20 protein-coding genes and 1 riboswitch (1 of these 21 cut by a window edge) are annotated in these 19,548 nt (G+C 39.8%); of the genes, 4 read left to right on the top strand and 16 right to left on the bottom strand.

Annotated features, from left to right (window positions below; genetic code table 11):
* Positions 1–2: 2 nt before the first annotated feature.
* Both EJF36_RS01980 and EJF36_RS01975 read right to left on the bottom strand, forming a co-directional pair.
* Complete coding sequence (locus EJF36_RS01980; RefSeq protein ID WP_260471804.1) at positions 3–1,073, bottom strand: DUF3048 domain-containing protein; 1,071 nt, start codon at positions 1,071–1,073, stop codon at positions 3–5.
* 42 nt (positions 1,074–1,115) lie between these two features.
* Positions 1,116–2,864: an adenine deaminase C-terminal domain-containing protein gene (locus EJF36_RS01975; RefSeq protein WP_125904759.1), complete on the bottom strand. Its 1,749-nt coding sequence runs from the start codon at positions 2,862–2,864 to the stop codon at positions 1,116–1,118.
* Between the two features lie 107 nt (positions 2,865–2,971).
* Between EJF36_RS01975 and EJF36_RS01970 the strand changes: the two genes are divergently transcribed.
* Positions 2,972–3,256, top strand: a complete 285-nt coding sequence (locus tag EJF36_RS01970) for a YgaP family membrane protein (protein WP_125904758.1) — start codon at positions 2,972–2,974, stop codon at positions 3,254–3,256.
* Between the two features lie 116 nt (positions 3,257–3,372).
* Positions 3,373–3,483: an EYxxD motif small membrane protein gene (locus EJF36_RS22070; protein ID WP_395940542.1), complete on the top strand. Its 111-nt coding sequence runs from the start codon at positions 3,373–3,375 to the stop codon at positions 3,481–3,483.
* Here the strand turns inward: EJF36_RS22070 and purD are convergent.
* The 14 genes from purD to EJF36_RS01900 form a co-directional block, all read right to left on the bottom strand.
* On the bottom strand, positions 3,471–4,733 hold the full coding sequence (gene purD / locus EJF36_RS01965) for a phosphoribosylamine--glycine ligase (RefSeq protein WP_125904757.1): 1,263 nt from the start codon (positions 4,731–4,733) through the stop codon (positions 3,471–3,473). The genes EJF36_RS22070 and purD overlap by 13 nt on opposite strands.
* Positions 4,734–4,772: 39 nt before the next feature.
* Entirely contained in the window at positions 4,773–6,308 is a 1,536-nt protein-coding gene (purH, locus tag EJF36_RS01960; RefSeq protein WP_125908227.1) for a bifunctional phosphoribosylaminoimidazolecarboxamide formyltransferase/IMP cyclohydrolase, read from the bottom strand.
* Positions 6,309–6,311: 3 nt separating this feature from the next.
* Entirely contained in the window at positions 6,312–6,890 is a 579-nt protein-coding gene (purN, locus tag EJF36_RS01955; RefSeq protein WP_125904756.1) for a phosphoribosylglycinamide formyltransferase, read from the bottom strand.
* On the bottom strand, positions 6,887–7,924 hold the full coding sequence (gene purM / locus EJF36_RS01950) for a phosphoribosylformylglycinamidine cyclo-ligase (RefSeq protein WP_125904755.1): 1,038 nt from the start codon (positions 7,922–7,924) through the stop codon (positions 6,887–6,889). The genes purN and purM overlap by 4 nt, the downstream gene beginning before the upstream one ends.
* Before the next feature lie 41 nt (positions 7,925–7,965).
* Entirely contained in the window at positions 7,966–9,378 is a 1,413-nt protein-coding gene (purF, locus tag EJF36_RS01945; RefSeq protein WP_125904754.1) for an amidophosphoribosyltransferase, read from the bottom strand.
* Positions 9,354–11,588 (bottom strand): phosphoribosylformylglycinamidine synthase subunit PurL, encoded by a 2,235-nt coding sequence (gene purL / locus EJF36_RS01940; RefSeq protein ID WP_125904753.1) that lies wholly within the window; start codon positions 11,586–11,588, stop codon positions 9,354–9,356. The genes purF and purL overlap by 25 nt, the downstream gene beginning before the upstream one ends.
* A complete protein-coding gene (purQ, locus tag EJF36_RS01935) occupies positions 11,572–12,261 on the bottom strand; it encodes a phosphoribosylformylglycinamidine synthase subunit PurQ (RefSeq protein ID WP_125904752.1) in 690 nt (229 codons plus the stop codon). The genes purL and purQ overlap by 17 nt, the downstream gene beginning before the upstream one ends.
* On the bottom strand, positions 12,258–12,512 hold the full coding sequence (purS, locus tag EJF36_RS01930; RefSeq protein ID WP_125904751.1) for a phosphoribosylformylglycinamidine synthase subunit PurS: 255 nt from the start codon (positions 12,510–12,512) through the stop codon (positions 12,258–12,260). Before purS ends, purQ begins: the two co-directional genes overlap by 4 nt.
* Complete coding sequence (gene purC, locus EJF36_RS01925; protein WP_125904750.1) at positions 12,500–13,225, bottom strand: phosphoribosylaminoimidazolesuccinocarboxamide synthase; 726 nt, start codon at positions 13,223–13,225, stop codon at positions 12,500–12,502. The genes purS and purC overlap by 13 nt, the downstream gene beginning before the upstream one ends.
* A 77-nt stretch (positions 13,226–13,302) precedes the next feature.
* A complete protein-coding gene (gene purB / locus EJF36_RS01920) occupies positions 13,303–14,598 on the bottom strand; it encodes an adenylosuccinate lyase (protein WP_125904749.1) in 1,296 nt (431 codons plus the stop codon).
* A gap of 3 nt (positions 14,599–14,601) precedes the next feature.
* Positions 14,602–15,753: a 5-(carboxyamino)imidazole ribonucleotide synthase gene (gene purK, locus EJF36_RS01915; protein ID WP_125904748.1), complete on the bottom strand. Its 1,152-nt coding sequence runs from the start codon at positions 15,751–15,753 to the stop codon at positions 14,602–14,604.
* A complete protein-coding gene (gene purE / locus EJF36_RS01910) occupies positions 15,737–16,231 on the bottom strand; it encodes a 5-(carboxyamino)imidazole ribonucleotide mutase (protein WP_125904747.1) in 495 nt (164 codons plus the stop codon). Before purE ends, purK begins: the two co-directional genes overlap by 17 nt.
* A gap of 116 nt (positions 16,232–16,347) precedes the next feature.
* A riboswitch (purine riboswitch) is annotated at positions 16,348–16,449 on the bottom strand.
* Between the two features lie 163 nt (positions 16,450–16,612).
* Positions 16,613–16,792 (bottom strand): NETI motif-containing protein, encoded by a 180-nt coding sequence (locus tag EJF36_RS01905; RefSeq protein ID WP_125904746.1) that lies wholly within the window; start codon positions 16,790–16,792, stop codon positions 16,613–16,615.
* A gap of 4 nt (positions 16,793–16,796) precedes the next feature.
* A complete protein-coding gene (locus tag EJF36_RS01900) occupies positions 16,797–17,327 on the bottom strand; it encodes a DUF2179 domain-containing protein (RefSeq protein WP_185806998.1) in 531 nt (176 codons plus the stop codon).
* 160 nt (positions 17,328–17,487) lie between these two features.
* Here EJF36_RS01900 and EJF36_RS01895 point away from each other — a divergent pair, with 160 nt between their 5' ends.
* Both EJF36_RS01895 and EJF36_RS01890 read left to right on the top strand, forming a co-directional pair.
* Positions 17,488–19,041: a glycine betaine uptake BCCT transporter gene (locus EJF36_RS01895; protein ID WP_125904744.1), complete on the top strand. Its 1,554-nt coding sequence runs from the start codon at positions 17,488–17,490 to the stop codon at positions 19,039–19,041.
* A 151-nt stretch (positions 19,042–19,192) separates the two neighbouring features.
* On the top strand, positions 19,193–19,548 hold the 5' portion of the coding sequence (locus tag EJF36_RS01890; RefSeq protein ID WP_260471803.1) for an Hsp20/alpha crystallin family protein. Its footprint extends 112 nt past the window's final position; only the first 356 of its 468 coding nucleotides appear in the window; the start codon lies at positions 19,193–19,195; the stop codon falls past the right edge of the window.

The following is a 19,548-nucleotide window of genomic DNA, read 5'->3' as shown; positions in this document are numbered from 1 at the left end:
TTTTAATTTGATTCAAATGATACCATGTCACTCAGACTAGGAACAATACTAATCCATGTTTTCCCTGGCAGTAAGCCGACCGGCTCTCCGTCTAAGTACGGTAAAATTTTCCCATCAACATTTCTCCATTGTACTTCTTGGACAACCCCATTTTGAAATAATAACCCTTTGCCACCACTGTTTAAATCAATATCACGTCTGCCAACAGAATCAAGTACTTTATGTGTTGTTTCAATGATGAATATATTGTCTACTGCGATTGGCGTGTTTGTTTCTAAGTCAACAGTTTGCTCGCCACCATTAAAGCGAATGTATTTATCGTCACTATCTTTATACTCAAATTCAACTGCTGAATATGAGCTGTTATAGTAATTTACAAAAATATCGTTAGCCTTTTCACCAGATAGTTGTGCAACTTCCTCTTCTTTTAAAAATACAAGCGGCTTCACTTCTTGTTTCATACTATAGCCTATTTTTTCAGCACCTTTTAAAATGTTCTCATATGTAATATATGAGTTGTGAGGAGCGTTTCGAAAATCCGCTCTTTTAAAAAGTGTCCCATCATAAAACAAGCCTTGTAAGTAGTCTGCTTTATTTGCTTCTAACATAGCTTTCGCTTGTGGGCTCCATCCATGACTGACATATAAAGCGTCATAACCGTTGCTTAGATTTATGAAATAATGGCGTGCACTACGAACAGGTCCAACAACTTTAGGCTGTTCACTTTGATATAAAGCTAAAAACCTTGTTACATCGCCTTCGGCTAAAACTTCATATACAATATCTGCATTGTGTAAACCTGATTGAGGCCTTGCCTTTGGATGATTGTTTATCATGACCGCATATACTCTGTGGTCAACTTCTTCATTTGTGCCTATACCAGTTAAAGGGTACGTGTTTGCAAATGCAGGTTCTTCTTCTTTTGGTTCCTCAGGTGTTGGTGGGGCTGTTTGTTCGACAACCTCATTGTCAGGACCTGTTTGTTGAACTTGGACAGTTTCCTTTTCTTGCCCACATCCTGCCAGCATAAATAATAATAATGCAATAAAGACTAACACTGTTCTTTGCTTCAAAACATTCCACAACCTTTTCCGATCTATTCTCACTTTCTAATTTTAACGCATTATCGCTGGAAAGAGTACAACTTTATTCATAACATCGTAAATTCCTACTGGGGTAATGCGAATATACGGAAGATGGGTTGACATAAGAAACAGTAACGTATAAACCGGGTCATTAAAGTAATAGCCTCGCTCTTGTAAGATCGTTTTAAGACCCTTTTCTTCAACCATTAACTCTTCTAATGGTTTATCACTCATAACACCCATTAAGGTTAGAGGGAGCTCATGGATCACATCATTGCCATCAACTACAACGATTCCACCTCCCAGCTCTTTCATTCGATTGAATGCTACAATCATGCTGTTTTTATTTTTCCCAATTAATATTATATCGCCCGTTGTAGAATACGAACTCGCAAACCCATCGACTGAATTTGAGAAGCCTTTTAAAATTGTATTAATGCGCCACTCTCCATATCGGTCCACTAGCATTAGGAAACATTCATCATGATTCTTCGATAACTCATCGACTGAGGCATCGACTGACACGGAATATGGCTTAATGATAACTTCATTCTCCATTTTCATGCCTAAAGGCATTGAAAATTGTAGGTCATCGATTGTTAATTCCCAATCTAATTGTAATGGCTTCAAATCATGTTTTTCCCATGGAAAGGAAGGATAGGAGTCCACTTGCTTATCATCATGTCGTTTTATCCATTGGCCTTTCGCTAACACACCAATTGGAGTAGGTTCATTTTTATTTGCTAAAATATTAATATTCGCTACACGTCCTGTCGCAATCGATCCATGCAAGTGCTCTATTTTATAATGCTTGGCAATATTAATCGTTGCCATGTTGTACGCATCTATAACAGGAATTTGTTTGTCTATTGCAATTCGAATCAATTCATTCATCACACCCTTTTCATAAAATGAAGGAGGTGATCCATCTGTTGTTAAAATTATATTATCATAATACTCTATACCGAGTTCGTTAAGACCATCTAACAAATCAGGCAAATCAGGACGAATGGAGGAATACCGCAACGATGTTGTGTATCCATGATATAGACGATTCCATATTTCCTCCTTCTTCATGGCTTCATGATCACAATCCGCTCCTAAAAGCATCATTTTCACTAGCGTACGCTCACTTGCTCCCGGAAAGTGTCCTTCGATTTGCTTGCGCATTCTTTTTGCTTCTTGAATCCAATGTAACATCAAATCATCACCATCAAGAAGCTTCGGCCAGCCTGTTAATTCACCGCCTTGTAATACACCATCATGCTCAAGCCAGGACTTAATATTGGCATGAGAAAACTTTGTCTCTTGATACTGTATCTCCGTTTGTGGGTCAAAGCGACACCACCAATACATAGAAACAGGTAAGTGATGACGAATATCACCCAAAAAAGAAAACGCTTTCTTTTTTTCTAATTGTAAAGCAAGTACCATGTTGTCATTGATAAGTGTTGTTGTACCGGTTTGCGATGCATACATAGCAAATGTGTGGGGATTATATAACTGAAATGGATGGGCATGAGGTTCAATGTAACCTGGTACAAGTGTTACACCTTGACAGTCAACCATTTCTGTATTTTTTGTATTTGTTGGCATTTGGTCACCAACGTATACAATTCTATCTTCATATATCCAAATGTTGGCCGTCATCCAACGGCGAACGAATTGATTTAAATAAGTAGCTTGTTTTAAAACAATAGATGGTGCTTTTTTCCCATCAATAACATCTATATGTTCGCGTAACTGTTTATTTTTCCAGCGATATCGTTGTTCAAGCACAGGGTTATCCTCCTTCTAAACTGCTTACAAGTATCGTATCACAATTCGTTCATTAACGCATTAAAGAGCTATAGGTATGTTAGAAAAAAATGTAAGGAGTGGGCGTAATGGTCAAACCGAATATCGGTATAGTCAATGCTCTCGTTCGAATTACATGTGGGTTTACTACCATATCGTGGGCAACAGCAAAGCTTACTCGTCAGCCTTGGCGAAGTGATTCATATTTAATGATGGCCATGCTTGGTGGTATGAAGATTGCTGAAGGTATTACGCGTTTTTGTCCTATGACGTACATGTTTGAACAGTTCAGCAAAGAACAATGTTCACAAGAACAAACAAAGCAAAAAATGCAAGGAAGCATGTATTCAACTAACTTTCCACCTGAATCATAAAAAGCGATACAATCTAAGGAACCGCGATTAAATTTTTGTATAGCGGCGATCGTTTTGAAATAAGATTAGCCCCTTGCATCATAGAGCAAGGGGCCTATACAAAGGAGCGTATAAGTATGTTTTGGGAATATCTCACTGATATGATTTTCGTTTATGCTACTCTCATCGGTAGTATTATTGCCATATTATATGTCTACATAAGAAAACGAAAAAATCAAACACGCTGAAAATCTATAGCTTTATTCGCAATATCTGTACGATAGAATAGTCCATCGGCTTTAATTTTATCTATTTCAGCATATACATTTTTTTGTGCCTCTTGAATCGTTTGGCCTGCTTTAGCAAATAGTAACACTCTTCCTCCATTGGCAATCCATTTGTCATTCTCCTGAATAGTTCCTGCATGAAAAACAAGAGCGTCGGTTTTATCAAGTCCTTGTATTTGTGATCCCTTTTCATATACATCTGGATAGCCTTTTGCGGCAAGCACAACTCCAACAATAGCCTCAGAGGACCAACGTAAGTTTGGCTCTCTTTCATCAAGTATATCGATGATATTCTCAAGCAAATCACTTTCAAGTCGCGGCAATACTACTTGTGTTTCTGGGTCCCCAAATCGTGCATTAAATTCAATAACCTTTGGTCCGTCTTTTGTAAGCATTAACCCCGCATATAAAACACCTGTAAAAGAAGCTCCTTCTTGTACAAGGGCATTAGCCGTCGGCTTGACAATCGTATCTACAGCTTCTTGAACGACTGCTTTATTTATGAGTGGAACAGGAGAGTAAGCCCCCATACCACCTGTATTTGGACCTTCATCATTGTTGTAGGCACGCTTATGATCTTGTGCAATCACCATAGGATACACTTTTTCACCATTTACGAATGCCATTAAAGAAAATTCAGGTCCCTCTAGGAATTCTTCAATAACAACACGTGTGCTTGCCTCACCAAATTTTTGATCAAGCATCATCTCTTTTAACGCTTGCTGTGCTTCATCCAATGTCATAGCTACTGTAACACCCTTACCAGCAGCTAATCCATCCGCTTTTATAACAATCGGTGCACCTTGTTCGTTCACATACTGCAGTGCGTCGTCATACGTATCGAAGGTGGCGTACATACTTGTTGGAATATTATATTTTTCCATCAAACGCTTTGCGAAGGCTTTACTTCCTTCAATTTTTGCAGCTTTTTTATTCGGTCCAAACACCTTTATTCCTGAAGCTTGAAAAACATCCACAATCCCTTGTTGAAGCGGTACCTCAGGGCCCACTATTACAAGTTCAATATGGTTTTCTTTTACAAAAGCTAATAAATCATCTGTATTTGTTTCTTCAATTGCTACTGTTTGAGCAACTACTTTCATACCATCATTACCTGGTGCAACGAAGACTCTTTGTGCCAACGGACTTTGTGACAATTTCCAGGCTAATGCATGTTCACGACCACCACGACCAATAATTAAAATGTTCAAGTTAGGCCACCTCACTTAAATGGGGTTTTTTACCGAATATTAATGCTTAAAATGTCTAAGTCCCGTGAAAACCATCGTTATGCCATATTCATCTGCTTTGACAATAGAATCATTATCTCGAATAGAGCCACCTGGCTGAATAATAGCTGTAACACCCGCACGAGCTGCCGCTTCTACTGTGTCAGCCATTGGGAAAAAGGCGTCTGAACCCATCGCACTTCCAATTGCTTTATCGCCAGCTTGCGTTATTGCAATTTGAGCAGCTCCCACACGATTCATCTGACCAGCCCCTACACCTATCGTCATGCTGTCTTTTGCTAATACAATCGCATTGGACTTTACGTGCTTCACAACCTGCCAAGCAAGGCGAAGATCCTGCCACTCCTGCTCTGTTGGTTCCCGCTTTGTCACCACTTGCACATCAGCATTTTCTAATGTGTACGCATCTTCTGTCTGAACGAGCATCCCACCGTGCACTGAAACCACTCTATTCTCTGCCTTATCATCAGCGTTCATGTCTATTTGCAGCAATCGAATATTCTTCTTACCTTGAAGCACTTGAAGTGCTTCATCTGAGAAACTTGGTGCTATGATAATTTCTAAAAAGATTTCATGAAGAGCTTGGGCTGTCTGCACATCCACTTCACGATTTAATGCGACAATCCCCCCAAATATAGAGGTGGAATCAGCTTCATAAGCGCGCAAATAAGCTTCATGAATTGTTTCTCCCACACCAACTCCACAAGGATTCATATGTTTAACAGCAACTGCTGCTGGGTTTGAGAATTCTTTTACAATTGCTAAAGCTGCATCTGCATCGTTTATATTATTATAAGATAGTTCTTTACCATGCAGCTGCGTAGCTGCCGCAATAGACACACTCGTGCTTAATGGCTTTTTATAAAATGCTGCTTGTTGATGCGGGTTCTCACCGTAACGTAAGTCTTGTTTTTTCTCATATGTAACAGTATAGCTTTCCGGAAACTCCTCACCTGATTGCGTTGTTAAAAACTCAGCAATTAACGCATCATACGCAGCCGTGTGGCGAAACACCTTTGCTGCTAAGCGACGTCTTGTTTCCACCGTTGTATCACCTGTATCCTTTAGTTCAACTAATACTTTTTCATAATCTTCTGGATCAACAACAACCGTTACAGCCTCGTGGTTTTTTGCTGCTGACCGAAGCATAGAGGGCCCACCAATATCAATATTTTCGATTGCGTCCTCAAAGCGAACATTAGGTTTTGAGATTGTCTCTTTAAACGGATACAAATTGACACAAACAACATCAATAGGTTGAATGGCATGTTCCTTAATTTGCTGCGTATGCTCTTGCTTACTGCGCATTGCTAATAATCCACCGTGAATGGCAGGATGTAATGTTTTGACACGTCCGTCAAGAATTTCAGGAAAACCAGTCACCTCAGATATACCTATTACAGTTACACCGTTTTCTTCAAGTTGTTTTTTTGTCCCACCAGTTGAAATTACTTCATAGCCAAGTGCCTGAAGCCCTTGTACAAACGGCACAAGATTTTCTTTATTTGAAACGCTGACAAGCGCACGTTTTTTCATCATCTACAACTCTCCTTTCCGAAATACCATCTGCAATGTAGCTTTATAAAAGTCATGCTCAAGCTCATGAATACGTGCCTCAATACTTTCTAACGACTCATTATCTTCAATGTTGATTGGTTTCTGTGCAATAATTGGCCCGGTATCCATTCCTTCATCAACAACATGTACTGTTATACCTGTTTGCTTTACACCAGCTCGAAATGCTTGCCCAATAGCATCCTTGCCCGGAAAGCTTGGCAGTAGCGAAGGGTGAATGTTTATAATTTTTTTAGGAAAAGCATTAAGAAGTGTTGGTCCAATTAATCGCATGTATCCTGCTAACACGATATATGATACAGCGTGTTCGTTAAGCTGTTCGATGATATCTTTTTCAAAATCAGCCTTAGTTGCATAGTTCTTTGGATTGAATATAAAAGTAGGAATTCCTAACTTTTGTGCCCGCTCAATAACGTAAGCATTAGGGTTATCACATACTAGCAATTTGATAGTTGCTAATAGCTCACTGCTAGCAGTTGCTTCTACAAGCGCTTGAAAGTTTGAACCATTGCCAGAGGCAAAGATAGCAATTGGCATTGTCATACTAAGCTGCCTCCAAACTCCATTCCACTTCCTTCTTTTATTCGCCCCATTATAAATGCATGCTCACCGGATTTTTCTAAATCAGCTAAAACACCTAACAAGTCTTGTTCATTCACTACCATAACAAGACCAATTCCCATATTAAAAATATTAAACATTTCCTTCATCGGAATAGAGCCTTTTTCCTGAATAAGATTAAATATAGCTGGGATAGGCCACGATCCCACATCAATTTCAGCACTCACACCGTCAGGCAACATGCGGGGAATATTTTCAATAAAGCCTCCCCCTGTTATATGCGCCATCCCTTTAATAGAATATGTTTTTAATAGGTTTAAAATTGGTTTCACATAAATACGAGTAGGTGTTAGAAGCTCTTTTCCTAATGGTTTCTCTAAATCACCGTAAGTTTCATATACAGATAACTGAGCCTTTTCAAGTAGCACGCGGCGAACAAGTGAAAAACCATTGCTATGCAAACCACTCGAGCTCAACCCGACTAAGACATCCCCTGGTTTAATGGAATCGCCTGTGATAAGGTTTGGTTTATCAGCGATCCCTACTGTAAATCCCGCGAGGTCATACTCATCCTCTGGATACATACCTGGCATCTCTGCTGTTTCTCCCCCAATTAAAGCGCAGCCTGCCTGCTCACATCCATCAGCAATCCCTTTGACAATCGCTTCAATTTTTTCAGGAATTGCTTTGCCACATGCAATATAATCTAAGAAAAATATCGGCTCTGCACCTTGGACAACGATATCATTCACACACATTGCTACACAGTCTATGCCTATCGTATCGTGACTATCCATTTGAAAAGCAAGCTTTAGCTTTGTACCAACCCCATCCGTACCTGAAAGTAGAACAGGCTCTTTGAAGGAGAATTTTGATATGTCAAACATACCCGCAAAACTACCTAATCCACTTAGTACCTCAGGTCGAATGGTCCGAGCGACATGATGCTTCATGCGCTCAACCGCTTCATATCCTGCTTCAATGTCAACACCAGCCTGTTTATATGCATCAGCCATTTTTAAGAACCCCTTCAATTTTTATTCATAAATCTAGCTAACTAGCATTTCTCATGTGGTAGTAATGTATCTGGATATATCTCCGTAGGATATTTACCAGTGAAGCAAGCAACACACTGACCACAATGCTCGCCCGTCGATTTACGTCCTATACCTGAAACCATACCCTCTAAGCTTAAAAAACCTATCGAATCTGCTCCAATAATATCTTTTATTTCTTCAACAGACTTGTTAGAGGCAATCAGTTCTTCATGTGTAGATGTATCAATGCCATAAAAGCATGGGTGTTTAATTGGTGGCGAGCTTATCCGCACATGTACTTCGGTTGCGCCCGCATCGCGGAGCATTTGCACGATTCTCTTACTTGTTGTTCCACGGACGATAGAATCGTCAACCATCACAACGCGTTTGCCTTCCACCACTCCGCGTACAGGAGATAATTTCATCTTAACACCTTGCTCACGTAATGATTGAGAAGGTTGAATAAATGTCCTTCCTACATAACGATTTTTTATTAAACCAAGCTCGTACGGAATACCAGATTCCTCTGCATATCCGATAGCAGCAGATATACTTGAATCAGGTACACCTGTAATAACATCCGCGTCGATTGGGAACTCACGTGCAAGTTGCTTCCCTAAATTTTTTCGAGACTTATGAATATTGATTCCGTTGATGCTACTGTCAGGTCTTGAAAAATATATATATTCCATGCTACACATCGCCGGATTCATAGACATAGCAAAACGTTCACTATGAAGACCCCCGTTATCAATAACAAGTAACTCTCCTGGTTCTATATCACGGACATATGTGGCCCCGACAACATCAAACGCACACGTTTCAGACGCGACAACATATGCGTCACCCATTCTCCCTAAAGCTAAAGGACGTAATCCGTTTGGATCGAGTGCAACCATCATTTCTGTTTCCGTAATAATTAAAAATGCATACGCACCTTTTAACATTGTTAGCGCATTTTTTACACGGTCTTTAAGTAACGGAAATCCGCTTCTTTTAATAAGATGAGCTAACACTTCCGTATCAGAGGTCGATTGAAAGATGCTTCCTTGGCTTTCAAGCTGATGCTTTAGTGCATTGGCATTCACTAAGTTACCATTATGTGCAATCGCAAGCCCACCTGTTTGTGAGCGAAACATAAGCGGCTGGACATTTTCGATCCCCCCACCACCTGCTGTCGCATAACGGACGTGCCCGATAGCTGCCATCCCCTTAAGGTCGGAGAGTTGACCATTATTGAACACATCAACAATAAGTCCTTCCCCTTTGTACCCTTTGAGCTTCTCTCCATCCGTCACAACAATCCCAGCACCTTCTTGTCCACGGTGCTGTAGGCTATGCAAACCATAATACGTAATTTGAGGAGCATCCTTATGTCCCCATATGCCAAAAACGCCACATTCTTCGTTTAACCCTTTGAGTTCAGCAAGCATGGAATAGCTCCTTTCCAAGCAGTCGTAAGCTCCGGAACATCCACTTGTACTAAGGCATCTCCATTATCTGCATATATTTCTAGTCTATTATCTTCTGTTACAGAGCCAATTAAGCATGCATCAGACACCAGCTCATCAAATCGTTGTTTATGTTCTTGTTTCACAGACACGATAAAGCGTGATTGTGTTTCACTAAATAAGGCACTCACGGGTTCACCGCTCACCTTAACATTCGCACCTAGCCCGTTATTCGCCATGACGCACTCAGCAACGGCTACAGCAACTCCGCCTTCAGCGATATCATGCGCTGATTGCACTAAACCTTGACGAATGGCACTAAGAAGTTGTTTTTGACGCGTTACTTCAACAGCTAAATCTAGCTTTGGTGCTTTTCCGAAGATTTTACCGTTGTTTTTTAACTTTTGAAGCTCACTGCCTCCAAACTCGCAGAATGCCTCACCAATCACATAAATAGCATCACCAGCTTCTTTAAATGCTTGCGTTGTAATATGCTGAATATCCTCTATTAACCCCACCATACCAACAACAGGGGTTGGATATACAGCTACACCATTTGTTTCATTATAAAGAGATACATTCCCGCTAATGACAGGTGTTTGTAACGTACGACAGGCTTCACTGATACCGTCTACTGCTTTTTCTAGCTGCCAAAAAATCTCGGGTTTCTCTGGATTGCCAAAGTTCAAGCAATCTGTGATGGCTAACGGCTCTGCTCCTGAGCAAACAACGTTTCTAGCTGCTTCTGCCACAGCGATTTGTCCACCAACAAGCGGATCTAAGTATAAATAACGTGAATTACAATCTGTCGTCATCGCTAATGCTTTTTTCGTACCACGAATACGAACAACAGCTGCATCGCTCCCAGGCTGCACAACCGTGTTAGTACGAACCATGTAGTCGTATTGATCATACACCCATTCCTTAGATGCAATCGTCGGCTGCTTTAATAGCTCAATCAGCGTATGTTTGTAGTCAGTCACTACTGGTGCTTCCAGCGTCATAGCCTGAAACTCTTCATAATATGCTGGCTGCTTTGAAGGTTTATGATATACAGGCGCTTCTTCTGCAAGTGCATCAACAGGCACGTCTGCAATGACTTCACCTTTATGAATGAGTCGAAGTTTTTTATCATCTGTTACGCGACCTATAGCCACTGCTTCAAGATCGTACTTTTTAACAATGTCTTGAATTTCTTCTTCACGGCCTTTTTCCACAACAATGAGCATACGCTCTTGTGATTCAGACAGCATCATTTCATAGCCTGTCATGTTCGTTTCTCGTTGAGGCACAAGGTCAAGATTCATCTCGATACCTGACCCCGCTTTGCTTGCCATTTCTGCACTAGAACTCGTTAAGCCTGCTGCGCCCATATCTTGAATACCAACAAGAGCATCACACTTTACTAGCTCTAAGCATGCTTCAAGTAAAAGCTTTTCCATAAATGGATCCCCCACTTGAACCGCTGGACGCTTTGCTTCAGACGCCTCGGATAACTCTTCTGATGCGAATGTTGCACCGTGAATTCCATCACGACCTGTTTTCGCCCCAATGTACATGACAGTATTGCCTACGCCTTTCGCCTGGCCTTTCTTTATATCTTCATGATTAATAATTCCGACACACATAGCATTCACTAACGGATTTCCCTCATACGCTGGATCAAACTGCACCTCGCCACCAACAGTCGGAATGCCAATACAATTTCCATATCCAGCAATCCCTGCAACAACCTCTTTAAACAAGTATTTCACTCGTGAATTCGTTAATTCACCAAACCGTAACGAGTTAAGTAATGCTACTGGACGCGCGCCCATTGAAAACACATCACGAATAATGCCACCGACACCAGTTGCTGCCCCTTGGTAAGGTTCAATCGCTGATGGATGGTTATGACTTTCAATTTTGAACACGACAGCTTGCCCGTCCCCTATATCTACGATACCGGCACCCTCGCCTGGTCCTTGTAATACTTTCTCTCCCGATGTTGGGAATTTACGTAACACTGGTTTGGAGTTTTTATAGCTACAGTGCTCAGACCACATAACCGAAAACAAGCCTGTTTCTGTGTAATTTGGGAGTCTGCCAAGAATGTTTTCAATCATGGCAAATTCAGCATCTGTTAAACCAAGTTCTTGGTATATCTTCTCATCTTTAATTTGTTGTGATGCTGGTTCAAGCAATAACGCCATGATTAATCTCCCTCCAATTTTTCACAATGGATTTAAACAGCTTTAAGCCATCAGCACTTCCAAGTAAAGAGTCAACGGCTCTTTCCGGGTGCGGCATCATGCCTAATACGTTGCCTCTTTCGTTCATAATACCGGCAATATTGTCTATGCTCCCATTTGGATTGTTGCCATCATATCGAAATACAATTTGATTGTTTTCTTGTAATCTATGAAGTGTCTTTTTATCACAGTAATAGTTTCCTTCTCCATGCGCGATTGGAATTTGGATTTTTTCCTGTTTGTTATAAGCATTTGTAAACATTGTCTCATGATTATCAACTGACAGCGTTACTGTACGACATATAAATTTTAAATCCTTATTTCTTAGCATCGCGCCTGGTAGTAAGCCCGTCTCTAGTAAAATTTGAAATCCATTACACACACCTAACACAGGTTTGCCTTCATCAGCCGCTTTTTTTATAGCAGACATAATGTTTGAGAAATGAGCAATGGCTCCCGTACGCAAATAATCACCATATGAAAACCCACCCGGAAGTAAGATTCCATCAAAGCCATCAAGGTTTGCTTGATCATGCCATACATACTCCACTTGCTCACCTAGCTCATCTTGAATTGCGTGAAACATATCGACATCACAATTAGAGCCTGGAAACACAATCACAGCAAACTTCATTGAGGAACTACCTCCTCAATTTCAAATCGGTAATCTTCCATAACAGGATTTGCTAGTAGCTTATCACAAACCTCTTTCACGACATCTTCTACAGCGCGGTCGCTTTTTGCAACAGTAAGCTCCATATACTTTCCGATACGAACATCCTCGATTGAACTATACCCCAAACTATTTAGCGAGTGAACAACCGCACTCCCTTGTGGATCAAGAACGCTTTCTCTTAATGTTACATACACCTTTACTTTGTACATGCACTGTTGCCTCCTAATCGTTGTAATACCTTCTCATAAGCATCTGTTAAGCTTCCTAAATCACGGCGAAAGACGTCTTTATCAAACTTTTCATTCGTTTGCAAATCCCATAAACGACAAGTATCTGGAGAAATCTCATCTGCTAAAATAAGTGTTCCATTAGATAATCTCCCGAATTCAAGCTTAAAATCTACTAATCTTACATCACAGCTTAAAAAGTAATCTTTTAAAATATTATTTACTTGCAAAGCCATCTCCTTTAGCTGTGAAACCTCTTCAGCTGTTGCGACCTCAAGTAGATCAATGTGATCCTCTGTAATAATTGGGTCACCTAAATCGTCATCTTTTAAGTAAAACTCTACAAGAGGCTTTTTCATCTGCAGACCTTCAGTGAGACCTAATCTTTTTGCCATACTTCCTGCTACGATATTTCGCACTACAACTTCTAATGGTACAATCTCGACTTTTTCAACTAACTGTTCCGTATTTGATATTTTTTTAATAAAATGACTGTTTAAACCTGCATCTTTTAGGATAGTGAACAGTTTCGATGAAATCTCGTTATTCAGTCTACCTTTGCCTGCGATAATTGCCTTTTTCTCCCCATTAAAAGCAGTAGCGCTATCCTTGTACTCGACCCACACAATATTGTCAGCATTTGTCTTGAAAAGTTTTTTAGCCTTGCCTTCATACAACAATTGCAATTTTTCCACTGCTTGTTGACCCCCCGTTTTTAAGAACTCCTATCAAGAACGATTTCTTCAGCTACACACTACATGTGCTGCGTTATTTAAGACAACTCTAAACGATCAAAAATATAATCAACCTGCTTTAAGTGATAGCTATAATCAAAGCAGTTAGCTAACTCATCAGTCGATAGATGCGTCGTAATCACTTCATCCTTTTCTAGTAAAGATCGGAATGGGACTTGTGTTTCCCACGCTTCCATTGCTTTTGGTTGTACAGTGTCATATGCTTCTTCGCGTGGCATTCCTTTATCTATTAAAGCAAGCAACACACGTTGCGAATAGATAAGACCAAGTGTACGATCCATATTACGTTTCATGTTATCTGGGAAAACAGTTAAGTTTTTAACAATGTTAGCAAATCTGTTAAGCATATAGTTAAGAGCAATCGTTGCATCAGGTATGATAATTCTTTCAGCAGAAGAATGAGAAATATCACGCTCATGCCAAAGTGGTACATTTTCATAAGCTGTTTGCATGTAGCCTCGAATTACGCGTGCCAACCCTGTCATATTTTCTGAACCTATCGGATTACGCTTATGTGGCATCGCTGATGAGCCCTTTTGACCTTTAGCGAAGAACTCTTCCACTTCACGTGTTTCACTTTTCTGTAGGCCACGTATCTCGACAGCAAATTTCTCAATAGATGTAGCAATCAGTGCGAGAGTTGACATATAGTGAGCATGACGATCACGCTGCAGAGTCTGTGTTGAAATAGGGGCTGCTTCAAGTCCAAGCTGTTCACACACATATTGCTCAACAAATGGATCGATATTTGCATACGTTCCAACAGCACCCGAAATTTTACCGACGCGTACGCTGTCAGCAGCTTGGCGGAATCTTTCTAGATTACGCTTCATCTCTTCATACCAAAGCGCCATCTTTAACCCAAATGTAGTTGGTTCCGCATGCACACCATGTGTGCGCCCCATCATAACTGTATACTTATGCTCCTGTGCTTTTTCTTTTAATACCTCAACAAAACGCTCAATATCCTTTTCTAAAATATTGTTTGCCTGCTTAATTAAATAGGAAAGTGCGGTATCAACAACATCGGTGCTCGTTAATCCATAATGTACCCATTTACGTTCTTCACCTAATGTTTCCGAAACAGCTCTTGTAAAAGCCACCACATCATGACGTGTTTCTTCTTCGATCTCTTTAATGCGATTTACATCAAAGCTAGCATGTTCACGCAGCTTTTTAACATCATCTTCAGGTATCGCACCAAGCTTAGCCCACGCTTCACATGCTAAAATTTCAACCTCAAGCCAAGCGTTAAAGCGATTTTCCTCCGTCCATATGGCACCCATCTCTGGTCTCGTATATCTTTCAATCATATTTTATATCCTCCATTCAGTACGTGCTTCCCATATAGGTAAGCCATCAAGCTGTTTTTCTGCGTCATCAGTGGTATTTGCTAACCGCGTGATGTGCCCCATTTTTCTGTTTTGCTTTGCTTCTTTCTTTCCATACAAGTGCAATTTACTATTTGATAGCAATGATACATTTTCAAGCAGAGGCGGTATATGCTGCCCTAAAATATTCACCATCACTGCTGGCCTTAACAATGTTGTACGACCTAGTGGTAGGTTGCATATAGCACGAATGTGCTGATCAAATTGAGATGTTTCACAGGCATCTATTGTATAGTGACCTGAATTGTGGGGGCGTGGTGCCAACTCATTGACAAGAACGTTACCATCTGACGTAACAAACATCTCAACCGCTAATGTTCCAACGAGCGAAAAATTACCCGCTATTTTCCGGGCCACGTTTTCTGCTTTTTGGATTACTTCTATCGGTACCCGTGCCGGTACAATAGACTTATGTAGTATATTATTTATGTGAATGTTTTCAGCAACTGGGAACGTGCAGATTTCACCACTTACACTTCTTACTACAATCACAGATAACTCTAATTGGAACGGTATCCATGATTCTAGCACACAGCTACCATATTGTAACAATGCGCTAGCACTATGATAGTCTTCTAATGAGCGTATAACAAACTGCCCTTTCCCATCATAACCACCTCGGCATGTCTTTAATACACAAGGCACGCCTATTTCCTGAATCGCTGAAACGAGCTGCTCCTCACTATTAACCAACTTATATGGTGCGGTCGGTATATTCATTCCCTGCAAAGCTTTTTTCTCATCTCCACGATCCTGCGTTACTTTAAGTAACGCACTTCCTTGTGGCAAATAGGCATACTGCTCCAGCCATGTTAACGCCTCGTAATCTATGTTCTCAAATTCATATGTAATAACATCACTAACAGAGGCTAGCTCTTTAATAGCTTCTAAGTCATTGAAAGATGCTGTAAATTCATAATCAGCAATTTGTCCACATGGACTATTAGGAGTTGGGTCCAAAACCGCTATGCAGTACCCCTTTTCTCTAGCGGCAATAGCCATCATCCTTCCTAGCTGTCCACCACCTATAATACCAATTGTTTGTCCCGGTACAATGATGCTAGACAAGTTTATCACTACTTTCTATGACAGATTCTGATATAACTATTCTTCTCTTTTCTAGACGTTCGGCTAGTACCTCATCATACATGCTGAGCATTTGCACAGCCAGTAAACCCGCGTTAGTTGCTCCTGCCTTTCCAATAGCTACAGTAGCCACTGGGACACCTCCAGGCATTTGCACTATCGATAACAAAGAATCTAATCCATTTAGGGCTCTTGATTGAACCGGTATCCCTATGACAGGTAACGTCGTTTTCGCAGCAACCATTCCAGGTAAGTGCGCCGCACCTCCAGCCCCAGCTATAATAATTTTTATGCCACGTTCCCTAGCTGTTTCTGCATAGTGAAACATGAGATCAGGTGTACGATGCGCCGATACTACTTTTTTTTCATAAGACACATGTAACTCATCAAGTATGTCACAACAATGCTTCATTGTATCCCAATCTGATATACTTCCCATAATTACGCCAATTACTGGTTTGTCAGCCATGGTACACCCCATTTTTATAACATTTTTCAAACAAAAAAAGCCTGGTAGTTGCGCATTCTAAAAGAGAAAGCAACCTGCCAGACATTCTGTGACAAGAATAACAACGGAAGTAATTCTTCCGCTATACTTTCCCTCATAGTCCAACGATTTACGGTCATCGGGTAGAAACTTATGGGCCATATTCCCAAGATTATATGAGGTGTTATAAGTTATGTATTATTCATAGTAATAAAACTTAGAAATTGAGTTTCTACGTCCATAAATAAAAACTCCATTTGCAGGAGTTCCTTTTCATTTAAGACCATCTTAACAAATTCCCACTTGTATCGTCAATGAAAATCGAACGTTATATTGATATGTAAAATATAATGTTCGTATTTATCACTTTTGAATCTTACCTTCAAATTTAATTATTCTACCGCATGGTACGATTTGTTTTTGACCGTCTTCCACAATTTCTTGAAAAATGGGCTCCTCAATTCGACGTACTGGACTATAGCCTTCTTTCATCATTCGCGCCAAACATTGCTCTATTGTTTCTAATTCTTCTACAATGAACATTTTTTTAGCCTTCACTTTTATTTAGCCTACCTTTACGAACAGCTTTTACCCAGAATCCACCGTATATTGTTTTTGGTTCATAAGCGATTATAAATGCTTTTGGATCCAGCTCTTTAATTGTATGGTATAGCTTTAGCTCATACTTTCTTGGTGTGAGTATCTGAAGCGCCATTCGGTTGCCTTCAAGACCCTGAGCTTGCCAGCTTGTTACACCATACCCTTTATCGCGTAGTTCATTTGGTAAATCTTTATCATACTCTTTTGTTATAACATTAACAGTTATGTAACCGAGTGCTAGTTTTTCCTCTATTTTCATACCAACGATTACACCTAAACCATAACCAACAGCATAGGCCACTAGGTTTTGTATTTGATTTAAATTTTCTAGTACTAAACCTAACCCTACCACATAGATAACAACTTCTATCATACTGATAGCAGCTGCTACATATCGTCTTCCTTTCAGAGTTAAGATCATACGAATTGTAAAAAACGAAACGTACACAACATTAATTAACAAAATAATGATGACCATGACTATACTTGATGATAACAATGTATTGAAACCTCCTTTTTAATATAATAACCGATTTTCCCTCAATACAAAGCCTTTAAACAAAAAAAGATGCAATCATTATACATAGTGGTACTCCATTTGGACAAAAATGAAAGTAGACAAAAAGGAGGCTAGATGAATGGCAAAACAAAAATTAACTCCCGTTTTTATCATATCTGTTATTGTCGCAACCGCCTTTATTGTTTGGGGGGTAATTCCAAAGAATATTTTACCTACGGCAAATCTTGCTAATGTAACAACGAAGTTACAAGGTGCAATAATTGATAAATTTGGTTGGTTTTATTTACTATCTGCAACAGGTTTTCTAGTTTTTGTACTGGTTTTGGTATTTACCAAATACGGTAACATTCGTCTTGGTAAAGATTCTGATAGACCGGATTATACGTATTTATCATGGTTCGCCATGTTATTCAGTGCAGGAATGGGAATCGGCCTCGTTTTCTGGGGAGTATCTGAACCGATGTATCATTACTTTGATCCACCAGTTGGCGAAGGTGAAACCGCAGAGGCCGCACGTGCCGCACTTCGCTATTCTTTTTTTCATTGGGGATTACACCCATGGGCGATATACGCTGTTATAGCATTAGCTTTAGCATATTTTCAGTTTAGAAAAGGCGCACCTGGTGTCATAAGCTCTATATTAAGACCAGTTCTTGGTGATAGGGTAGATGGAGGTGTTGGTGTAATAGTAAATTTTGTCGCTGTATTTGCAACCATTTTTGGTGTTGCAACCTCTCTAGGTCTTGGAGCGATACAAATTAGCGGTGGTATGTCGTATCTATTTCCTAACATCACAAACAGTATAACAACACAGCTAGTTATTATCTTAATTGTTACAATTCTTTACATGCTCTCGGCTCAAACTGGCTTAAATAAGGGTATTAAAATACTAAGTAATCTCAATGTAGTTCTAGCTTTTCTTTTAGTGTTATTTCTCTTATTTGCCGGACCAACTAATTTTATTATGGACGTATTCACGCTTACCATAGGGAACTATTTGCAAAACCTTCCTTCTATGAGCTTTAAGCTTAGCCCTTTTGAAGAGAATAATTGGGTACAAGCTTGGACAATTTTTTATTGGGCATGGTGGATTGCTTGGGCACCTTTTGTTGGCACGTTCATTGCTCGAATTTCTAAAGGAAGAACAATTCGTGAATTTATTATCGGTGTTTTATTAGTTCCTACTGTATTCGGAGGATTATGGTTTTCGGTATTCGGAGGTTCTGCTATATATCTACAAAGAAATGAAGGCGTAGACATAATGGGAGTCATCACTAACGAAGGAATGGAGTTAGCACTGTTTTCCGTACTGGAAAACTATCCGCTCGGTCTTATTATGTCAGGATTAGCCATTTTTTTAATCACAACTTTTTTCGTTACATCTGCAGATTCGGCTACTTTTGTACTTGGAATGCAAACTACAAATGGAAACCTACATCCACCAAACTCAATTAAATTTGTTTGGGGACTTATTCAATCCTCGGCTGCAGCTATATTGCTATGGACTGGTGGCTTAGGTGCCTTACAAACGGCGTCTATTATTGCAGCATTCCCATTTACATTTATTATGATTTTAATGGTATTTTCTCTGATTAAATCCCTACAAGGAGAAAAATTTGTAAAAGTAAAAACTGTACCAGATGATAGTCGCTTAAAAGAACAACCAGATTAAGCTTGAACTTGTTGTCCCCTCTTATCACTGAGAGGGGATTTTCATAACTCGTATTTCGGCGGACATCTTTGTATTTTCTAGTTTGCATGGGCAACAACCAAGCCGTCCTTTCATAGCATGTAGAAACGACATGTAATGGCAGGTGGTAGTAATGAACAATTTTTTTAATCGATTTCCGCAAATGAAACATATGCAAAATCTCCGAAATGTAGAAACCTGGAAAGATCAATGGGGTGACATGCTAGGAGAAGACTTTTGGGGAAATTTTGAACCTTTATTCCAAGAAAGTCATACTCAATATAACTTATATAAGAAAGAAAATGAATTATTAGTTGTCGTCAGCATTCCGGGTCTTACAAAGCTTGAGGATCTTGATGTGTATATCGATTATAAGACTATTGAATTAACAGGTCATATTAACCTAAAGTTTAAAGGTTTTGAAATTGTAGATGAAAACATATATCAAGGAAAGTTTCAAAAGTCATTAAACCTTCCTTTTCCAGTTCG

Source organism: Bacillus sp. HMF5848, from assembly GCF_003944835.1.
Taxonomy (GTDB): Bacteria; Bacillota; Bacilli; order Bacillales; family HMF5848; genus HMF5848.
The sequence above is the reverse complement of the archived record's forward strand: the minus strand, read 5'-3'. Positions and strand labels throughout refer to the sequence as shown.

What these genes read in the sequence shown, in the direction of transcription:
- EJF36_RS01970 (WP_125904758.1), top strand. Translation starts at nt 2,972, where the DNA reads ATGGTCAAACCGAATATCGGTATAGTCAATGCTCTCGTTCGAATTACA.
- EJF36_RS22070 (WP_395940542.1), top strand. Translation starts at nt 3,373, where the DNA reads ATGTTTTGGGAATATCTCACTGATATGATTTTCGTTTATGCTACTCTC.
- purH (WP_125908227.1), bottom strand. Translation starts at nt 6,308, where the DNA reads ATGAAAAAACGTGCGCTTGTCAGCGTTTCAAATAAAGAAAATCTTGTG.
- purN (WP_125904756.1), bottom strand. Translation starts at nt 6,890, where the DNA reads ATGACAATGCCAATTGCTATCTTTGCCTCTGGCAATGGTTCAAACTTT.
- purM (WP_125904755.1), bottom strand. Translation starts at nt 7,924, where the DNA reads ATGGCTGATGCATATAAACAGGCTGGTGTTGACATTGAAGCAGGATAT.
- purF (WP_125904754.1), bottom strand. Translation starts at nt 9,378, where the DNA reads ATGCTTGCTGAACTCAAAGGGTTAAACGAAGAATGTGGCGTTTTTGGC.
- purL (WP_125904753.1), bottom strand. Translation starts at nt 11,588, where the DNA reads ATGGCGTTATTGCTTGAACCAGCATCACAACAAATTAAAGATGAGAAG.
- purQ (WP_125904752.1), bottom strand. Translation starts at nt 12,261, where the DNA reads ATGAAGTTTGCTGTGATTGTGTTTCCAGGCTCTAATTGTGATGTCGAT.
- purS (WP_125904751.1), bottom strand. Translation starts at nt 12,512, where the DNA reads ATGTACAAAGTAAAGGTGTATGTAACATTAAGAGAAAGCGTTCTTGAT.
- purB (WP_125904749.1), bottom strand. Translation starts at nt 14,598, where the DNA reads ATGATTGAAAGATATACGAGACCAGAGATGGGTGCCATATGGACGGAG.
- purE (WP_125904747.1), bottom strand. Translation starts at nt 16,231, where the DNA reads ATGGCTGACAAACCAGTAATTGGCGTAATTATGGGAAGTATATCAGAT.
- EJF36_RS01905 (WP_125904746.1), bottom strand. Translation starts at nt 16,792, where the DNA reads ATGTTCATTGTAGAAGAATTAGAAACAATAGAGCAATGTTTGGCGCGA.
- EJF36_RS01900 (WP_185806998.1), bottom strand. Translation starts at nt 17,327, where the DNA reads ATGGTCATCATTATTTTGTTAATTAATGTTGTGTACGTTTCGTTTTTT.
- EJF36_RS01895 (WP_125904744.1), top strand. Translation starts at nt 17,488, where the DNA reads ATGGCAAAACAAAAATTAACTCCCGTTTTTATCATATCTGTTATTGTC.